This window comes from Blastocatellia bacterium (assembly GCA_035275065.1).
GTDB lineage: Bacteria > Acidobacteriota > Blastocatellia > UBA7656 > UBA7656 > DATENM01.
On record DATENM010000097.1, the window covers coordinates 112,264 to 129,036 of the forward strand.

Annotated in this window: 12 protein-coding genes; 1 reads left to right on the forward strand and 11 read right to left on the reverse strand. The window is 61.9% G+C overall.

What is annotated here, in order from left to right:
- Positions 1-105: 105 nt before the first annotated feature.
- Positions 106-1,533 carry a Xaa-Pro peptidase family protein gene (locus tag VJ464_22015; protein HKQ07819.1) on the reverse strand — a complete coding sequence of 476 codons (1,428 nt, stop codon included), beginning with the start codon at positions 1,531-1,533 and terminating at the stop codon, positions 106-108.
- A 134-nt stretch (positions 1,534-1,667) separates the two neighbouring features.
- Here VJ464_22015 and VJ464_22020 point away from each other — a divergent pair, with 134 nt between their 5' ends.
- Positions 1,668-1,832, forward strand: a complete 165-nt coding sequence (locus VJ464_22020) for a hypothetical protein (protein HKQ07820.1) — start codon at positions 1,668-1,670, stop codon at positions 1,830-1,832.
- A 14-nt stretch (positions 1,833-1,846) separates the two neighbouring features.
- On the opposite strand, the gene VJ464_22025 is transcribed toward VJ464_22020, so the two are convergent.
- The 10 genes from VJ464_22025 to VJ464_22070 all read right to left on the reverse strand — a co-directional run bounded on the left by VJ464_22025 (position 1,847) and on the right by VJ464_22070 (position 16,371).
- Positions 1,847-3,199 (reverse strand): amidohydrolase family protein, encoded by a 1,353-nt coding sequence (locus tag VJ464_22025; protein HKQ07821.1) that lies wholly within the window; start codon positions 3,197-3,199, stop codon positions 1,847-1,849.
- A 9-nt stretch (positions 3,200-3,208) separates the two neighbouring features.
- The gene (locus VJ464_22030) at positions 3,209-4,888 is read right to left on the reverse strand and encodes a thiamine pyrophosphate-binding protein (protein ID HKQ07822.1); all 1,680 of its coding nucleotides are present in this window, start codon (positions 4,886-4,888) and stop codon (positions 3,209-3,211) included.
- A 51-nt stretch (positions 4,889-4,939) separates the two neighbouring features.
- A complete protein-coding gene (locus VJ464_22035; GenBank protein HKQ07823.1) occupies positions 4,940-5,506 on the reverse strand; it encodes a DUF1003 domain-containing protein in 567 nt (188 codons plus the stop codon).
- Between the two features lie 71 nt (positions 5,507-5,577).
- Positions 5,578-6,018: a MaoC/PaaZ C-terminal domain-containing protein gene (locus VJ464_22040; protein HKQ07824.1), complete on the reverse strand. Its 441-nt coding sequence runs from the start codon at positions 6,016-6,018 to the stop codon at positions 5,578-5,580.
- An 88-nt stretch (positions 6,019-6,106) separates the two neighbouring features.
- On the reverse strand, positions 6,107-6,586 hold the full coding sequence (locus VJ464_22045; GenBank protein HKQ07825.1) for a DUF2889 domain-containing protein: 480 nt from the start codon (positions 6,584-6,586) through the stop codon (positions 6,107-6,109).
- A gap of 167 nt (positions 6,587-6,753) precedes the next feature.
- Positions 6,754-7,914, reverse strand: a complete 1,161-nt coding sequence (gene tal, locus VJ464_22050) for a transaldolase (GenBank protein ID HKQ07826.1) — start codon at positions 7,912-7,914, stop codon at positions 6,754-6,756.
- 86 nt (positions 7,915-8,000) lie between these two features.
- Positions 8,001-10,427: a DUF2339 domain-containing protein gene (locus VJ464_22055; GenBank protein HKQ07827.1), complete on the reverse strand. Its 2,427-nt coding sequence runs from the start codon at positions 10,425-10,427 to the stop codon at positions 8,001-8,003.
- Between the two features lie 215 nt (positions 10,428-10,642).
- Positions 10,643-11,995 (reverse strand): S41 family peptidase, encoded by a 1,353-nt coding sequence (locus VJ464_22060; GenBank protein ID HKQ07828.1) that lies wholly within the window; start codon positions 11,993-11,995, stop codon positions 10,643-10,645.
- A 197-nt stretch (positions 11,996-12,192) separates the two neighbouring features.
- A complete protein-coding gene (locus tag VJ464_22065) occupies positions 12,193-13,200 on the reverse strand; it encodes a tetratricopeptide repeat protein (GenBank protein ID HKQ07829.1) in 1,008 nt (335 codons plus the stop codon).
- Positions 13,201-13,293: 93 nt separating this feature from the next.
- Positions 13,294-16,371, reverse strand: a complete 3,078-nt coding sequence (locus tag VJ464_22070) for a TonB-dependent receptor (protein ID HKQ07830.1) — start codon at positions 16,369-16,371, stop codon at positions 13,294-13,296.
- Positions 16,372-16,773: the final 402 nt, after the last annotated feature.

Here is a 16,773-nt window from a genome sequence, read left to right on the forward strand (position 1 = left end):
CTTCTTGAAACGACAAGCGCCCGGATTCGCGTGGAGTGAATCCGGGCGCTTTGCTGTTTATGCATCGCCAGTCATGACGCAGTCATGACGCAGGCTGAACAGGCTCTACTTTTGTGGCGCGGCGGTCATGGCTTTGCTGTGTGATTGTACGATGCGCTCGATCTCGTCAGGTTCGGACGGGATGGCGCGGCTCAATTTCACCAGTCCTTTTTCCGTCACCATGTAATCGTCTTCGATGCGCACGCCGAGCTTCTCTTCGGGAATGTAGATGCCCGGCTCGATGGTGAAGACCGCGCCCACCGGCAGATTGCCGTAACCGCCAACGTCATGCACCTCCATGCCGAGCCAGTGGCCGAGGCCGTGAATGAAATAGCGTTCGAGCGTATTGCCCTGGCGGTCGCGCAGAGGGCTGGCTTTCATCGTCTCGCGCGCCACCTGATTCATTTGCGCGATGGTTGACTGTCCCGGCTTGAAGGCGCGCTCGGCGGCGCGCTGCGCGTCCAGCACCAGTTGATAAACCTCGCGCTGCCGCGGCGTGAACTTGCCCGACGCCGGGTAAGTGCGCGTAATGTCGGCGGTGTAGTAACTGAACTCGGCGCCGATATCGACGACGACCGTGTCGCCGGCGTCAATCTTCTTGCGATCCTGGTCATAGTGCAGCACGGTCGAATAAAAGCCTGAGCCGACAATCGAAGGGAAGCCCGGTCGCTCGGCGCCGTTGCGCGTGAACGCGGCTTCGAGCGCCGCCTGCACTTCGTACTCGAAAGCGCCTGGGCGAATCTGCGCCGCGGCCTCGCGCTGGGCCTCACCGGTGATGTCAATCGCTTTTTGCAGCAGCGCCATCTCTGCCGCGGATTTCACCTTGCGCATCTCGGCGAGGATAGGCGCGACCTCAACCACTTGAAGGCCGAAATAGTTCTGGCGCAGAGTCGCGACGAAGCCGGTCTCGCGCTCGATGTCTGCCGTCGAGCCGCGCGGGATGATGGTGTAGAGCTTTGCCGCCGGTTTACCCGTCGCCGGTTTGAAGGCCGGCGATTTGAGCAATTCGTTAAGCAGATCATTCAGGCGGGCGCTGTCGGCGACTTCCTGAAAACCGTAAGCGGCCTGACCTTCGGCGCCCGGCCCGATCTGCGGCCCCGTCCATTTCTCTTGAAACTGGTTGCGCGCCGGAATCAGCAGCGTCTCTTTTGCCGGTCTATCGGCAATCAGCCCTTCCGGCACAAGCACCAGATAAGCCGAGGGGGTTTCGACGCCCGTGAGGTACATGAAATCGTTCTTCTGGCGGAAGCGCCCGACCTCGCCGAACTCGTCTTCGCGCGCGCCGATCATCACGACGATGCCGTCTTTGATACGCGACATCAACTGCTGACGGCGGGCGCGGTACTCTGACTTTGCAATGCCCGCAAGCAAGCTGTCATCAGCCGCTCTTGCGGGCCGCGCGGCGGGCTGCACGGTGCTGAAGATGACAAAGACCGCGAGCGCGATGAGCGCGCCGCGCGCACCTGTGCGTCGGGGGTGAATTGTGCGAGTCATCGGATTCTCCTCAGAGGCAAAATGATAGGCACCAACCGTAAGCATACCCGAAGCCGTGGTCGGTTGTCAGTGGCCATTGCCGTGCTACAATCTAGCCGTAGCGGCGCGGGAATCATCAAGAGCGAGCAATCAACGTGGCAAAGAAGACGGCAAAGATTACGATTGAGATTGAAAAAGAGAAGCTCCGCCCGCGCGAGCGTGCCCCCATCCTGCCGACCAGGAAGATCGCGGACAAGCGCCGCCGCGAGCAGCGCGAAAAGCACAAGAAAGACCTGCGCCGCCTGCCCGACGAACCCTGAGCCAGCGGCTTCGCTTACCAGACGACCGGCTTGCCGTCCCGTTTGTAAATCACGCCACTTTTCATCACGAAGCTGACATTCTGAAGCAGCTTGATGTCCGCGGTCGGGTCGCCTTTGACGGCAACCAGGTCGGCGTAGCGCCCCGCTTGAACGCTGCCGATGCTGGCCGATTGCCCGAGCAAGTCCGCGGCGTTGCGCGTTGCCGCGAGAATCGCTTCGACCGGCGGCATGCCGGCTTCGACCATATACTGAAACTCTCTGGCGTTCTGGCCATGCGGATAAACGCCGGCGTCTGTGCCGAAGGCAATCTTCACGCCGGCACGATAAGCGCGGCCAAACATATTTTGCATCAGCGGTCCGGCCTTCAAGGCTTTCTCGGCGATGCGCGGCGGGAAAAAGCCCGGCTGTTTGGCGGCGCTCTCAACCGTCTTGCCGGCGATAATCGTTGGCACAAGATAAGCGCCGTGCTCTTTGAAAAGCGCAATCGCTTCGTCATCGGTGAACGTGCCGTGCTCGATGGAATCGATGCCGGCGCGCAGAGCGGCCTTGATGCCTGCGGCACCGTGTGCGTGGGCCGCGACTTTCATGCCGAGCAGGTGTGCCGCGTCAATGATGGCTTTCATCTCTTCGTAGGTGAGGTGCTGTTCGAGGCTGGCATCCGACAGCGACAGCACGCCGCCGGTCGCGGCAATCTTAATCAGGTCGGCGCCATACTTGGCATTGTAGCGCACGGCGCGCACGCCGTCTTCGGGTGAGTTGACGACGCCGTGGCGATAATCAGGCTCCGGCAACAAGTCTTCGCGGATGCCGCCGGTGGGGTCAACGTGGCCGCCGGTGATGCCGAGCGCCTGTGTGGCAACGAACATGCGCGGGCCGCTGACGGTGCCGGCGTTGATCGCATCGCGCAGGCTGACATCAACGAAACTGTACGCGCCGACATCGCGGACGGTGGTGAAGCCGGCCATCAGCGTCGTGCGCGCATAGACCGTCGCGGTCAACGCCGTGGCCGATGGGCGGCGCACCAGATTAGCCAGCGGCGCGCTCGTATCGCGGCCGATTTGCACCGTCAGGTGCGTGTGGCAATCGATCAAGCCCGGCATTACCGTCGCATCGCCAAGGTCAATGACTTCAGCGCCTTCGACCGTCGCCCGTCCATCGCGCACTTCGCGTATGCGGTCTTTATCGATGATGATGCTGACATTGGTGCGCACCGTGTTTGAGGTGCCATCGAGCAAGCGCCTGGCATAGACGACCTTGACATTGCCGGCTTGCGGCGTCTGTGCAGCGGCTTGCGGCAACTGGCAAACGAGAAAGACGGCGAGCAGAAGAAAAGCGGTGAGCGTCCGACGAATTGAAACGTTGTGCATGATTTATCCTCATCTGAGCAGGCTGCGAAGGTCGCGGGCAATGGCCACGTCGAGCAACGTCGGGCGGTTTTCGGCAAACGCCCACTCTAGCGCCGGGCGCAACTCGGCGGCGCACGCCACGCGGCGCGCCGACACGCCCAGAGATTCGGCCAGCCGTGTGAAGTCTACTTCCGGCTCGGTAATGTCCATACCAATGAACTGACCGCGCCGCGCCGATTCACCTTGCAAGGCGATCAATCCACCTTTGAGAATTTGATAGCTCGAATTGTTGAAGACCACGAACGTGACGCCGAGCCCGTAACGCGCCGCCGTCCATAAGCCTTGAATGGCGTAGAGCGCCGAGCCGTCGCCGACGGCGCAGATGACCTGCCGGTCGCGCCGCGCCAGCTTGACGCCGACCGCGAACGGCAAGCCGAATCCGAGCGAGCCGCCTTTGGCGAAGAAGTAAGCATTCGGCTCGTTGACTTCGAACAGCAATCGCAAGTAGGTCGTCGCCGTCACCGCTTCATCAACCAGGATGGCGTCGCTGGCCGCCATCTCGCGCAAGCTGCGGGCGACAAATCCCGCGGACATCGGGCCGCCTTCGCCGGTCGCAACGGCTTGCTCGGCAAAACGCGCCCGGGCTTCGCGGATCGTGCTTTCCAGTGCCGCGCGGCGTGCGGCGACCTCAGAGGCGGGCGCTCCACCGCTTGCGTTAATCGCCTCAAGCAAGGCTTCGACACAGCAACGCGGGTCGCCCTGAATGGCAATCTCGGCGGCAAAGTTCTTGCCCAGCTCGCGGTCATTCAGATCGATCTGAATCAATCGCGCGCTCGCGGGGATCATGCGGTGACCGGTGTAGACGAGCGGCGATAGATTGCTCGCGCCGACCGTCAGGATCACGTCTACGCCTTCGAGCATCGCCGCCGACTGCCTGGCGTTAGGCACGAGCGGCCCGGCGTAGAGCGGATGGCCGGTCGGAAAATCGAGCAGCGCATTCAATGGCTCGGCATAGACGCGAGCGGCGACTTGTTCGGCAAGCTGCGCCACTGCGGCCAGCGCCTGCGAGCGGGCGCAGCCGTCGCCCGTGATGATGACCGGATTCTTTGCGGCGGCCAGTATCGCAGCGGCCTCTTCAATCTTCGACGGGTCGCCGCGCAAGCGCCCGTCAACCCGAGTGCGGGCGAGCAATTCGATGTCGGCGCGCTCTTCCATCGTGTTGACCGGCAGCGACAGAAAGACCGGGCCGGTCGGTGGCGTCTCGGCCACCTTGAAGGCGCGCGCCATCGCCGCGGGAATCTCCGCGGCGTGGTGAACTTCATAGGCCCACTTCGTAAACGGGCGCGCCATGCCGACCATGTCTGCGCACAGCAAAGGCTCGTCAAGCGTCGCGCGGGTGTCTTGTTGACCAGCGGTGACGACAAGCGGGGTGCCTGCACGCTGCGCGTTGTAGAGATTGCCGAGCGCATGCGCCAGTCCGGGGTTAGTGTGCAGGTTAACGACCGCGGCGCGGCGGCTGGCGTCGGCGTAGCCGGCGGCGATGGCGAGCGCCGAATCTTCGTGCAGCGCAAGAATGTAATCAATCTCACTGCGCGCCGCGAACAGGTCCATCAGCGGCAACTCGGTCGTGCCGGGGTTGCCGAAGACGTAGCGCACCTGTTCATGCACCATCATCTCGTACATCGCCTGCGCGCCATTCATCTCGGCCATATCATTCTCCTGTGCAGGTGAGCAATCTTTCGCCAACCGTGAGCCGCCCGGTCAGCTCGACCGCCCCGATTCTTGCTTGCATAGCTCGGTGACCAGGCGTTCGAGCATATCGATCTGGCGCTGCTGCATGAGGACGAGGTCGGCCCAGTAGTGATCGCGCAGGTCGTTGAACTTTTCGTGCAACTGCATGATCTCCATCTCGGCCTTCATGTTCACTTCATAGTCGCTCTTTGATTGCAGGCGGTCTTTTTCGGCCTGGCGATTCTGGCTCATCATAATGATCGGGGCAGCGTACGCGGCCTGGAACGACAGCGCCAGGTTGAGCAGGATGAATGGGTAAGGGTCCCAGTGGTTGATGTAGGCCGTCAGGTTCAGCGCCACCCAGATGGCCAGGATGATGCTCTGCAAGATGATAAAAGGCCATGACCCCATGACGGCGGCGAAGCGGTCAGCGACGCGGTCGCCGACCGATAACTGCTCGGCGAATTCGCGCTCGACGTTGCGCACCACGCCTTTGCGGTGGATGAAGCGGCTGACGATCTCGCGCTCGTGCTCACTCAAGAGTTCCATCTCCCTGGCGAGAAATTTCTTCGCCGTCTCGTGTCTCGAAACAGTCATCTGTGATTCCTCCTGAGGCCGATGCGGGGAGAGGCTGCCGAATCCAAAATCGGTAATCCGAAATCCGAAAATCAGGCGCGGCGCTTGAGCAGCACCTTGGCCGTGTAGCTGACCACTACCTCGTCGCGCTGGTTGACGACTTCGTTGAGCATGGTGACGATGCCGCTGCGCTCGTCGCGCTCGGATTTGCCTTCGACTTTCTGGCGGACGCGCACCGTGTCGCCGATGAAGGTCGGCTTGACGAAGCGCAGGCGGTCAAGCCCATAGAAAGCAATGATCGTGTCGGCGGTCTGGCCCATGCGCACAGACAGGCCGGTGGCGATAGAAAAGATCAGCGCGCCGTGAGCGATGCGTTGTTTGAACGGGCCACGCTCGGCCAGTTCTTTGTTGGTGTGAATCTCGTTCCAGTCGCCGGTGATGCCGGCAAAGTTGACGATGTCGGTTTCGGTGATCGTGCGGCCAGCGGTCACGGCCTCTTCGCCGACCGTGAAATCCTCGAAGTATTTGCCCATACGGCTCCTCTCAAAGGTGATGAGTGATGAGTGATGAGTAAAAACGTCGCGGCAGTACGCTTGTAGTCTTTCAGCTACTCATCACTCATTACTCATCACTGCTTTTTATTTGAAACAGGGCGTCGGTTGCTTCGCTGAATGTATAGCATGAGTTGCGGAGCTGCGGCATCCAGCGCAAGACCATCTGGCGTTTGCGGGCCGGGTCGTCTGCGACCTGGCGCAGCGCCGCTTCGGCTTCGGGCCGCTGCTTGGCGACGAGGTAATTCATCTGGAAGGCGCAGGCCGCCATGTTGGTCACCAGCGTGTGCAGGTGGTTGCAGCTCGCCGCGCCGCCGGTGATTTCTCCGGCGCGCTTGCGAAAGCCGCGCCCGATCCGCTCGCCGACGAAGCCTGCGAGCGCCACGACCGAGCCGGTGCAGATGCCCGGATAGGGCATGCGGGTCAGCTCGCCCGTCGCTTCGCGGATCGAGAAGTCAGGGAAGCCGACGACGAAACGCGCCCGCAGCGAATGCACGTTGTCGTCGAGCTGGCCGCGAATCTCGAAGCTCGCCGGATCGAGCCAGTCCATCTCAACATTGATTGATCTGGAAAAGGTCGCCATATTGAGGGGTGACAAGTGACGCGACCCGCAAGCGGGTGCCCCAAGTGACAAGAAGAATTGCGCATGCCAAGGTTTGCCAGGAAGCCGTGTCACCTCGTCTTGTCACTCTTCACTTGTCACTTGTCACTAACTTTTCAGTCTGCCGATTCGGATTGCGACTTGCGGCTGCTGATCTCGTCGCGCTTGGCTTCGATGGATTTCAGCAGCTTCTCGAATGGCTCGACGAACAGGCGGACGGCGTCGCGCAAGACTTCGTCGGTGACTTCCGCGAGGCTGATGCCGAAGCTTTGCAGCTCGGCGAGCCGCGCCCGCTCCTCGTCCAGATTGTCTTCGATAGTCACCCTGGCAACGCCGTGGTCGCGGAAGGCGGCGAGCGTCGCCGGCGGTATCGTGTCAACCGTTTCGGGGCCGATCAAGGATTCGACGTAATACACATCACTGTAGGCCGGGTTCTTCGTCGAGGTCGAGGCCCACAGCGGGCGCTGCACCTGCGCGCCGGCGGCTTTCAATTTGTCGAACCGCTCGCCGTGAAAGATGCGCTTGAAATCCTGATAAGCCATCTTGGCGTTGGCGATGGCAATGCGCCCCATTAGCGATTTAAGCGCCTGCTGGTCGCTGGCGCTGGCGGCCACCTTGATCGCTTCCTGCAAGCGCTTGTCCGTGGCGGTGTCGATGCGGCTGACGAAGAAGCTGGCGACCGAAGCGATGCCGCTGACCGGCTTGCCTTCATCGAGCCGGCGTTCGAGGCCGCGAATGTAGGCGCCCATGGTCGCCTCGTAGCTCGCGAGCGAGAACAACAGCGTGATGTTGATATTGATGCCCTCGTAGATGCACTGCTCGATGGCCGGTATGCCGGCTTCGGTGCCGGGAATCTTAATCATCACGTTCTTGCGACCGACGAGCTGCCACAGCCGGCGGGCTTCTTCAATCGTCGCCTGCGTGTCGTGGGCCAGCAGCGGCGAGCATTCAAGGCTGACGTAACCGTCCAGGGCACCCGTCTTTTCGTAGACCCGCAACAGCTCGTCGGCGGCTGATTGAATGTCGCGGATGGCGAGCGCCTCGTAGATATCTATGGGGCCGGCGTTTTCGGCCACCAGCTCGCGCAACTGATCTTCATAGAGGTCCGAGCCGCTGATGGCCTTCTCGAAGATGGCCGGGTTCGAGGTGACGCCGCGCAAATCGTCTTCGTCAATCAGACGGCGCAGCTCGCCCGAAGTGATGAGCTTACGCTCGATGTTGTCGTACCAGACGGACTGGCCGAGCTGAGATAATTGCTCCAGTGGATTTGCGCTCATGAAAGTCTCCTCGTTTAATGAATTGTCTGCCTGCCGCTATTATGTGCGCTTGCCGGCACGGGCGCAACTTGTCGGCGGCGCGTCGGCTAATCGGTTTCGGCGCGAGCCTCGTCCCCGTCGGCTTCCGCAAGCCGGCGACGCAACGGCTGGTAGAGGAACGAAACCAGCAACAGCACGACGCCGAGCAGAATCAGCGCGCCGATGCGATAGAGCTTCGCAAGCGCCCAGATGTCTAAGACGTAGACCTTCGCAATGGCCAGCCCCAGCAGCAGCAGCGCCATCAGCCTGAGCATGGGGCGGCGGCGGACTAATCCGATGGTCAGCAGCAGGCCGCCATAGACTGTCCACACCACGGTCAGACACAACTGCTTCGCCAGTTGCAGGTCGCGGACATCGCCAGCGCTGCCGCCGGTAACCGACAGGCGGGCGTCGAAGTAGCCGAGCGCTTCAAAGCTCAACGCGATTACCGCCAACGCGTTGGCGGCAATCACCGTGATCAAGAGCCAGGCGCGGCGCTCGTTCTCATCAATCCCTTCGGCGCGCGCATAGAGCCAGGCACAGCAGCTTATCGCCGCGATCAAGACGACAAAGGCCGCAAACGTCGGGTTGAGTAACGGCAGGTGCCACACCGCGTTATAATCGCGTAAGTCCATGACCAGCACTTTGAATAAAGCGATCCCCAGCAGCAACAATCCGGCGACGCGCACGACGGTCAAACGGCGACGGACGCCGACGAAAATCATCGCCGTGGCGTATCCCACCCAGAGGATCGTCAGGCTCAGGGCGCGGTTGCCGTAGAGCCGCTCTAACTGATCGCTTGCCGAAAGCGCGCGCCCTTGCTGCTCGAAGTAGGTGTTGACCTCCAGGCTCAACAGGACCACGACGAGGAGGTTGCCGCCAAGCGCGCAGAGGCTGGCGAATGTCGCGCGCTCGCCGGCTTCGACGCGCTCGCCGATCCGCTTGTAGAATGACGCCGCCGCGAGCAGCGCCGCGACCAGCACCACGCACGACAGCGCGCGGCGATTCCATAACGGCGCGACATGGCCGCTCGCCTGATAAGCCGCATCCAGCGCGTCGCTCGCCAGCCAGTGCATCCCGGCGATGCCGAAGATGATCAGCGCGCCGTAACGCGAGACGCGGTCGCCGACGCGCAGGCCGACCCAGGTGAGAATCGCGCCTTCTATTGCCCAGCCCATGGTGATCCAGTTCTGCTTGAACTGAATCGGCACGGCGAGCACGACGAACAGAATCGCCAGTCCCCAGAAGGTGTAAAGCAGCAGCCGGTCTTCGCGGTCGCGCTGGTAAGTGAAATAGCCGAGCGCCAGGTAAAACGCCGACACCAGCACGGCAAAGAGCCCGAGGCGGGCTTGATATTCTTGTTCGAGCAAGCTGTAGCTGGCGGCGAAATAGAGCAAGGCGTTGGCGAAGACCATGCCGAGGTCGAGCCAGCGCGTCTGCCGCCGGTTGACGACATTGTATAGCACCGCGAGCAGCGCGAAGATGGCGAAGAAGAGCGTCAGGAAGCCGATGGTCAGCCAGAGCTTCTCCACCGCATACCAGGCGTCGTACCACGCGATGAACATCATCACCGTGGCGGCAAATGCCATGTAGTTGAGCGCTCGCCACTGCTTGGAGTAGGCCAGGGCCAGCACCCCCAGATCGAGCATGGCGATGTAGCTGAAGAGGCCGACTTCATTATCATGCCCGGTCGACAGAACAATGGGTGTAAGGAATCCGCCGATCAGTCCGAGCACGGCAATCGGCAAGGCGTTATAGCGCGCCGCCAGCAGCGTCGCGGTCGCCGTCACCAACACCATGCCGACGAATGCCGGCAGCGGCTCCCATAAATGCAGCAGGCCGTAAGCCGCATAAAAACAGGTGTAGAGAATCATGATGCCGAGGCCGGTCAGGCCATAGGCGTAATTGTGATAACGCGGGCGCAAACGCTCGGCGCCGACCAGGAAGGCGACGCCGATGGCGATACAAATCCACAGCGCGCCATTCTTGCCGATCCATTCATTGTCATACGCATATTTCAGAAAGTAGGCGACGCCGAGCGCCACAGTGATCACGGCGATGCGCAGCAGCCAGTTGCTGCCGATGCGGGCTTCAAGGTCGTCGCGCGATTTCGCGCGGCGCGGCGCGAAGGCCGGCGACGTGAAGGACGGCATAGGCGGCGGTGCAGGCCGCCGCGCGCCGGGGGCCAGCGCTGGTTGATGCGAGCGGTCGTTGAACGCCTCACCTGGCGCTTGCGCATTTGGCGGCGGCGCGGCGATGGGCGGAAGCGCGGACGGTTCTGTGTCTTTGCTTACAGAAGGCGGCGCGGCTGAAGGGGGCGGCGCCGTGTGCGGCTGCGGGGACGCGGCGAGCGGCGCGGGCCTGGGCGGCGCGCCGCCGAGCCTTTGTTCCAGGTGATAGATTCGCCACGCCTGTTGGCGCAGCGTCTCATCCATCTGGTTGATGCGCTGGATGAGCTCGGCGATGCGATCTCGCGAAGGGTCTTCGTCGGTCATAGTCTCTGGTACCTGTGCGTGAGCTGACTGCGGCTAGCATTATACTGCCAGCGCCGCAGAATTCGCCGGTCTAATCACGCACGATGACGCCTATAGATGAAGAATTCGCCCGGTGGGTTGCGCAGAGAGGCGATCTCGAAAAAAAACGGGCGCAGAGCCTTCACTCCGCGCCCATTCTGGTTTTTCGACATTCGACGGCTGCGACCGGCGAAAAGTTACTTGCGCCATTCAATCGGAAACAACGCGCCGGCCTTTTCCGGCTCGAGCTTGAAGCCGAGGATTTCCATGGCGCGCGCCAGCACCGGGTCGCGGTTGGCCGCCATATCTTCCGCGGTCGGCAGCATCAACTCATCCGGGGTGACGCCGACGCCTTCGAGGCTCTTGCCGTCCGTCATAATGACGTCGGCTGATGTGATACTTGCGCCATAGAAGACGACGGTGTCGGTGCCGATCTGCATCGGGTAATAACGCGACTCCATCACCGCGCCCGCCGAGCGGTCGCCGATGACCGTGCCGAATTTTTCAAGCTGCGCCATGCGGGCGAAGACTTCGGCGCACGAGCCGGAGCGGCTATCGATCAAGATGACGAGCTTGCCTTTGAATCCCGAGTTGCGCGTTTTGACCAGCAGCGGCTTAGTCTCCTTGCGCCGCCTTTCGTCGGCCACCTTGACGTTGCCTTCGACGAAATTGCCGAGCAGCGCTTGCAGCCCCTTGATATAACCGCCGGGGTTGCCGCGCAGGTCAATGATCAGCGCCTTGTGCTTTCTCGCCTTGCTCATGATCTCTTCGCCGCCGTCGTCGAGGAAGTCGAACTGCGGCATCTTCCAGATGAGCAGGTCGTCGCCCATTTCGTAATAGCGGTGGCGATTCAAATGATCTTCGGCTTCAGACTCGCGAATCAGATCGAACAGATCTATGCCTGAGCCGCTGGTCAGATCAAGCACCCGTTTGCCCTGCTTGACTTTCGCCATCAGATCGAGCTGGTGGCCCTGTTTGGCGCCGGGGCTGGCGACCACGACCTGCAAGCCGGCTTGTGGCCGCAAGGTGTTGAAGAAGTACTGCATCTTCCACATATTGTCGCGCGTCGGCTGAAAGCCGTTGACCGACAGCACCTCATCGCCCGGCTTCAGCCCTTTGGCTTCAGCGTCGCTGCCCGGTTGCACGGCAGTCACAAAACACTTGGCGCCGATCATCTGCATCCGCCAGCCATAGTTGGTGCGCGCGGCGCGCGCCGGCGGGACGAAGGTGGTGTGCGAATCGTTCAGATCCAACACCGCCTGGGCGATGATGCCATACATCTGACCAACCGAGGTGGCTGTCTTGACCTTCTCTTCGGCGGTCTTGAAGCGCGCGTCCAGGTCAAGTCCGTGAAAGTTCGGGTCATAGTAATTCTTCTTGATTTCGTCCTTGATGTTCTTGAGGATCATCAGGGTGCGTGTGCGTTCAAACTCGTCGAGCTTTTGTCCGCGCGCGACGCTGTACAAGCCGACATTCAACAAGCAGGTTGCGACGATCAACGCTGCCAGCCGCCGATACGCGCGCGGCGAAAAGAACTGCTGCCTATTCATAAGGTCTCCTTAACTTCCTTGATTGTGATCGGGCCGCAATCGCGGGCCAAGTGCGATTTCAGCGGCCATGAAGAGAAAGCAATCTTAACACGAAAGGCGCCGAATGTAGAGAGGCTAAACAAAAAAATCTGGCGCGCCGGGGCGGAATTCAAACCCGTGTGGCCTAGCTAAGCGCGCGAGCGGCCCGCCGCGAGGGTCTATTTTTTCGTGCCCGCCTGCCGGCGCAACTTCTCGATGGCGGTGCGGATGTCCGCGGCGCGCGCCTCCGGCAGATTGGGGTTCTCTTTGAGGAAGGCTTGCAGTTGTTGGATGGCGCGCTCCGGCTCGCCTTTCTTTTCGTAGAGGCTGGCCAGGTAGAGGCGCGCCAGCATCGGCTTGCCGATCTCGTAAGCCCGCAGCAGATGTTGTTCGGCGGTGGCCAGCTCGCCGGTCATCATCTCGGCGAGGCCCAGAAACAGGTAGGGCGCAGACGACTGCTTATCGATCTCCAGGCTGCGGCGCAACGGCGCAACGGCGTCCGCGTAACGCTGCTGCTTGACGCGCATCACGCCGAGCCCGACATAAGCCGCGGCGCGCTCTGGCTTCAGCTCGATGGCTTTCTGATAAGCCGCCGCCGCCTCGTCGTCGCGCTTGAGCCTCGTCAGTTGATCGCCTGTGGCAACGTGCGCCGAATAAAAGGTCGGGTGCAGGGCGAGGGCCTCTTGAAATAGCTTCAGCGCCTTTTCGGGCTGATCCTCGGCGGCGCGTTTCAAGCCGCGCTCGTAAGCTTCGCGGGCGCGCGCCGGGACTTCAAGGTCGCTGGCGTCAATCGCCCCGCCCGCCGGCGGCAGGCTCTTGCCGGCTTTGGCGCGCAGCGGCACGTTCTGCGTGAAGGTTTGCGCCGATGCTCCGTAAGAGAGAATTTCGGCGCTCACGCGCGTGGTCTCGAATGTCTCGCCGTCGCCTTCGGCGGTGAGCTGGTAGACGCCGCCATGCAGCCCCGAAAACGAGAAGCCGCCGCTCAGATCGGTGAAAGTTTCGTAGACACGCATGCCGTTGAAGGTCAGCGTCACTCTGACGGGCCGCGTCGGCGGCGCGCCGTTCGGCAGTTGCACCTTACCTTGCAGGGTGTAGAAGCCCTGCGCCCGCGCCGAAGCCGTGGCAATCAAAAATAGCATTAAGGCAAGCGTCCACGCGCGGCAGTAAAAGATAGCCTGGCTACGCATAATTCCCCCGGCAATTCGCCCCGCCTTGATGAAAGTAAAATGGCCGGGACTCGCATAAGTCCCGGCCCGTGAGAAAAGCCGCCTCGGCGCTCCTTAGAAGCTGAAGCGGAGGCCGAACTGGCCCTGGAACGGAATACCAATCGGCTCGGAGAAGCCCGTGGCTCCAAAGAAGTTGATCGGCTTCTTGAAGTTCGGGCTGCCAACCGTGCCGTCGAACGAGTTGCCGAAGTTGGCCGTGTTGAACAGATTGAAGCCCTCGAAGAAGAGCGCGATCTTCATGTTTTCGGTGAACTTGTGCGTCCAGCCGACGCGCAAATTGACCTGCGAGAATTTGTCGCCGCGCTCGGTGCCCGGCGGCAGCTTGTGCTGGTCGTTACCGTCACGCGACTCGCGGTCGTTGACCACGCCATCGCGGTTGATGTCGCCAGCCCCGCCTGAACCCGGATCGGGGAGGATGCTGTAAGGCCGCGCCGAGCCGAACTGCAAGATCGGCGACAGCTCGAAGCCCCACGGCAGGTTGAAGACGCCCGAGGCCACGAAGCGGTGACGCTCGTCTTCGCCCGGGTGGCCGAAGTCCGCCGCCGGATCGAACTTGTTGAACGGGTTCTGCGGCTGCAAGCCGAAGTCCGAGATGATGCCGAACCAGGCCAGCGAGCGCGCCAGCGTGTAGTGCGCGTTGAACAGGAAGTGGTGTGAATAGCGCTTGGTGAACGACACCGTGAAAGCGTCGTAGCGCGAGCGCCCGTCGGATTGCGCCACGCGGATCGAGGCGAACGGCGTCGGCGTGCCGAAGGCCGCGTTCAGCTCGGCGGCGTGCGCCGCGAAAGCCGCCGTCAGCAGCCGTGCCGGACTCGGGCTGGTACGCTGCGCGTTGATCAGCGGCCCAATCCTCGGGTTGGCGTCGATCTGCGTGAACTCATGCAGGCCGAGGATGTGGACGTAGTCGAACTCAAACGCCATGTCTCTACCGACTTGCTGCGCGTAGCCGATGTTGAACTGCTGCGTGTAGGGCGACTCGAAGTCCGGGTCGAGCAAGCGCCCGCGCGTGCCCGACAGCGGATTGACCAGGGGCCGCGGGATGATGGGCGGCGGCGATGACAGGCTGAGGTTCGGGTCGTCGTTGAAGAAGGTCGCGTAAATCTCCGGGTTGGCCTGCTGCACCGCAAACAGCGGCACGTTCAAGAACGACTGGTCATAGTAAATGCCATAGCCGCCGCGGACTACCTGGCGGCCATTGCCCTTGAAGTCATAAGCGAAACCGAAGCGCGGCGAGAAGTTGTTCTTGTCGTCTTTGACCACCCTTGAGCCGAGCGGGTGGCCGATGATCTGCAACGCCTTGAGGACGCGGCTGCCCTGCGCCTGGTGCTCGGAATCGACAAAGCCGATGTCAACGTCGTAGCGCACGCCGATGTTGAGCGTCAGGCGCGGCGACACTTTCCAGTCGTCCTGAACGTACCAGGCGAACTGCTTGGCGCCGTTTACGAGGTCAAAGCTCGGGTCGCCGCCCGACAGCGCGATGTCGCCGACCGCTCCTGTGCCAGCAGGCGCGCCGACCACCTGTTTGGTGTTGAAGCCCTGCGGGAACTGGCTCGGGTTGCCGACGATCTCTTCCGGCGTGAAGTTAAAGTCATACTCCGGCGCCGAGTTGAAGGCGAACAGCCCGCCCAGCACCGGCTCATAGACGAAATCGCCGCCGAACTTAAAGCCATGATTGCCGCGGTTCCAGCTCAGGTCGTCGTGGAACTGGTGCTTACGCTGCAAGGTCTGCTGCGGCACGTTGCCGTTGCGGCCAACGGCCAGGCCATCGGGGAAGACCAGCAGCGGCAGGTCTGTGGTCGCGACGATCTGGTTGTTGAAGGTCGCCCACTGATAGACGAACTGGTTGACCACCGTCGGCGTCGCCGTCCACGTCCACGATCCCAACAGACTGTGCAGGTCGTTCGTCTGTTTGTCGCCGCCCGATTCGTCGGTGAAGACCGTCAGGAAGCCCGCCTGATCGTTCAACGCCTCGTTATTCTGGCCGGCGTAGCGCACGGTGAAGGCGTGGTTGGTCGAAGGGTGGAAATCGCCTTTGATGGTGTACTGCGTGTCGTCATAAGGCTGCGCCAGGAAGCGCACCGCGTGATAGCCGATGCCTTCGAGCAACTTGATCTCGTTGAAGATCGAGCCGGGAACGATTGAGTTGCCGCGCTCGCGCGTATGCTCGACGGTGGCGAACCAGAAGGCTTTATCCTTGACCAGCGGGCCACCAATCGAGCCGCCGAACTGTTGACGTTGGAAGGGCGGCTTGATGATGTCGCTCGGGTCGGGGAATAGGTCGGGGTTGGCCTCGGCGAGCAGTTTCGGCGCATTGGCGTTGAATTTGTCGTGGCGGAAGAAGCCAAAGAGCGTGCCATGCATCTGGTTGGTGCCGCTCTTGTTGACCACGGACAACAAGGCGCCGCCCGAGCGACCGTTGGCCGCCGAGAAGCGCTGCGTCGAGAGCGCGAATTCCTGTATGCCTTCCATCGTGAAGTTTTGCAGGATGCCGCCGACCGCATTGTCTTTGTTGTCACCGCCGTCTACGGTGATGTTCAGATTGCGGCCCGTCGAGCCGCCGACCGAGAAGGTCCCGGTGCGCGCCTTCGTCGGGTCGAACGACGGTTGCAGCGTCGCCCCAGGAATCAGCACCGCCAGCGAGGCAAACGAGCGCCCGTTGACCGGCAGGCTTTCGAGTTGCCTCTGGCTGATGACGCCGCTCACATCGGTCTTGCCGGTTTCGACCAGCGGCGCGGCCTCGCCGGTGACCGTCACCTGTTCGGTGGCGCCGGCGGCCCGCAGTTCCGGGTCGAGCGTGGTGCGCGACAGCACGTTGACCGTGACCGGGTCGGCGGCGTAGCGGGCAAAGCCCGACGCTTCGACTTCGACGCGGTATTCGCCCGGCACCATCTGCGTCAGCTCATAGACGCCCGAGTCGCTTGCCGTGGTGTGACGCTCGACGCCTGTACCCTTGTTGGTCGCCCGAATCGTTGCGTTCGGGACGACCGCCCCGGATGCGTCTTTGACGACACCGGTGATGACGCCGGTGTTCGCGGTCTGCGCGAAGGTCTGGGTCGGCACGACCAGATAGGCCAACAGCAACCACATGGTCGTGAGCGTAATGGTAATTCTCCTAAGTTCGGTGGATTTCATTTAGCCTCCTGTTTTTTACGGCCTCAAGTCTTGCCGCTTGCGGGTGAGCCGATGGCGGCTCGCACGGGTCTCGCGAGCGGCAACCGTTGACAGAGCCATTGCCGGAGAGCGGCAGCGGAATGCGATGTTTAAGTCTGAGGTTGCACCACGGGTGCCGGCGCAAAGATTAGGCTCGCCGGCGTTTCCTGACCCAGAGGGCGCTTGTCGTGCTACGAATGGCACGGTCGGCGCTCAGACGAAGAATTACAGGGCGGAATCCGTGAGTCCACTGACCAATCTTTCGACTCGCACACGGTTGTCGAAGCGCACTTCCTTAGCTGGGGCGGCGCTATTATAGCATCAAATGCATTCGCCGCTATCAAATAAATTCGCGCCGACAAGCCAGCCATCGCCCGTCCGCTG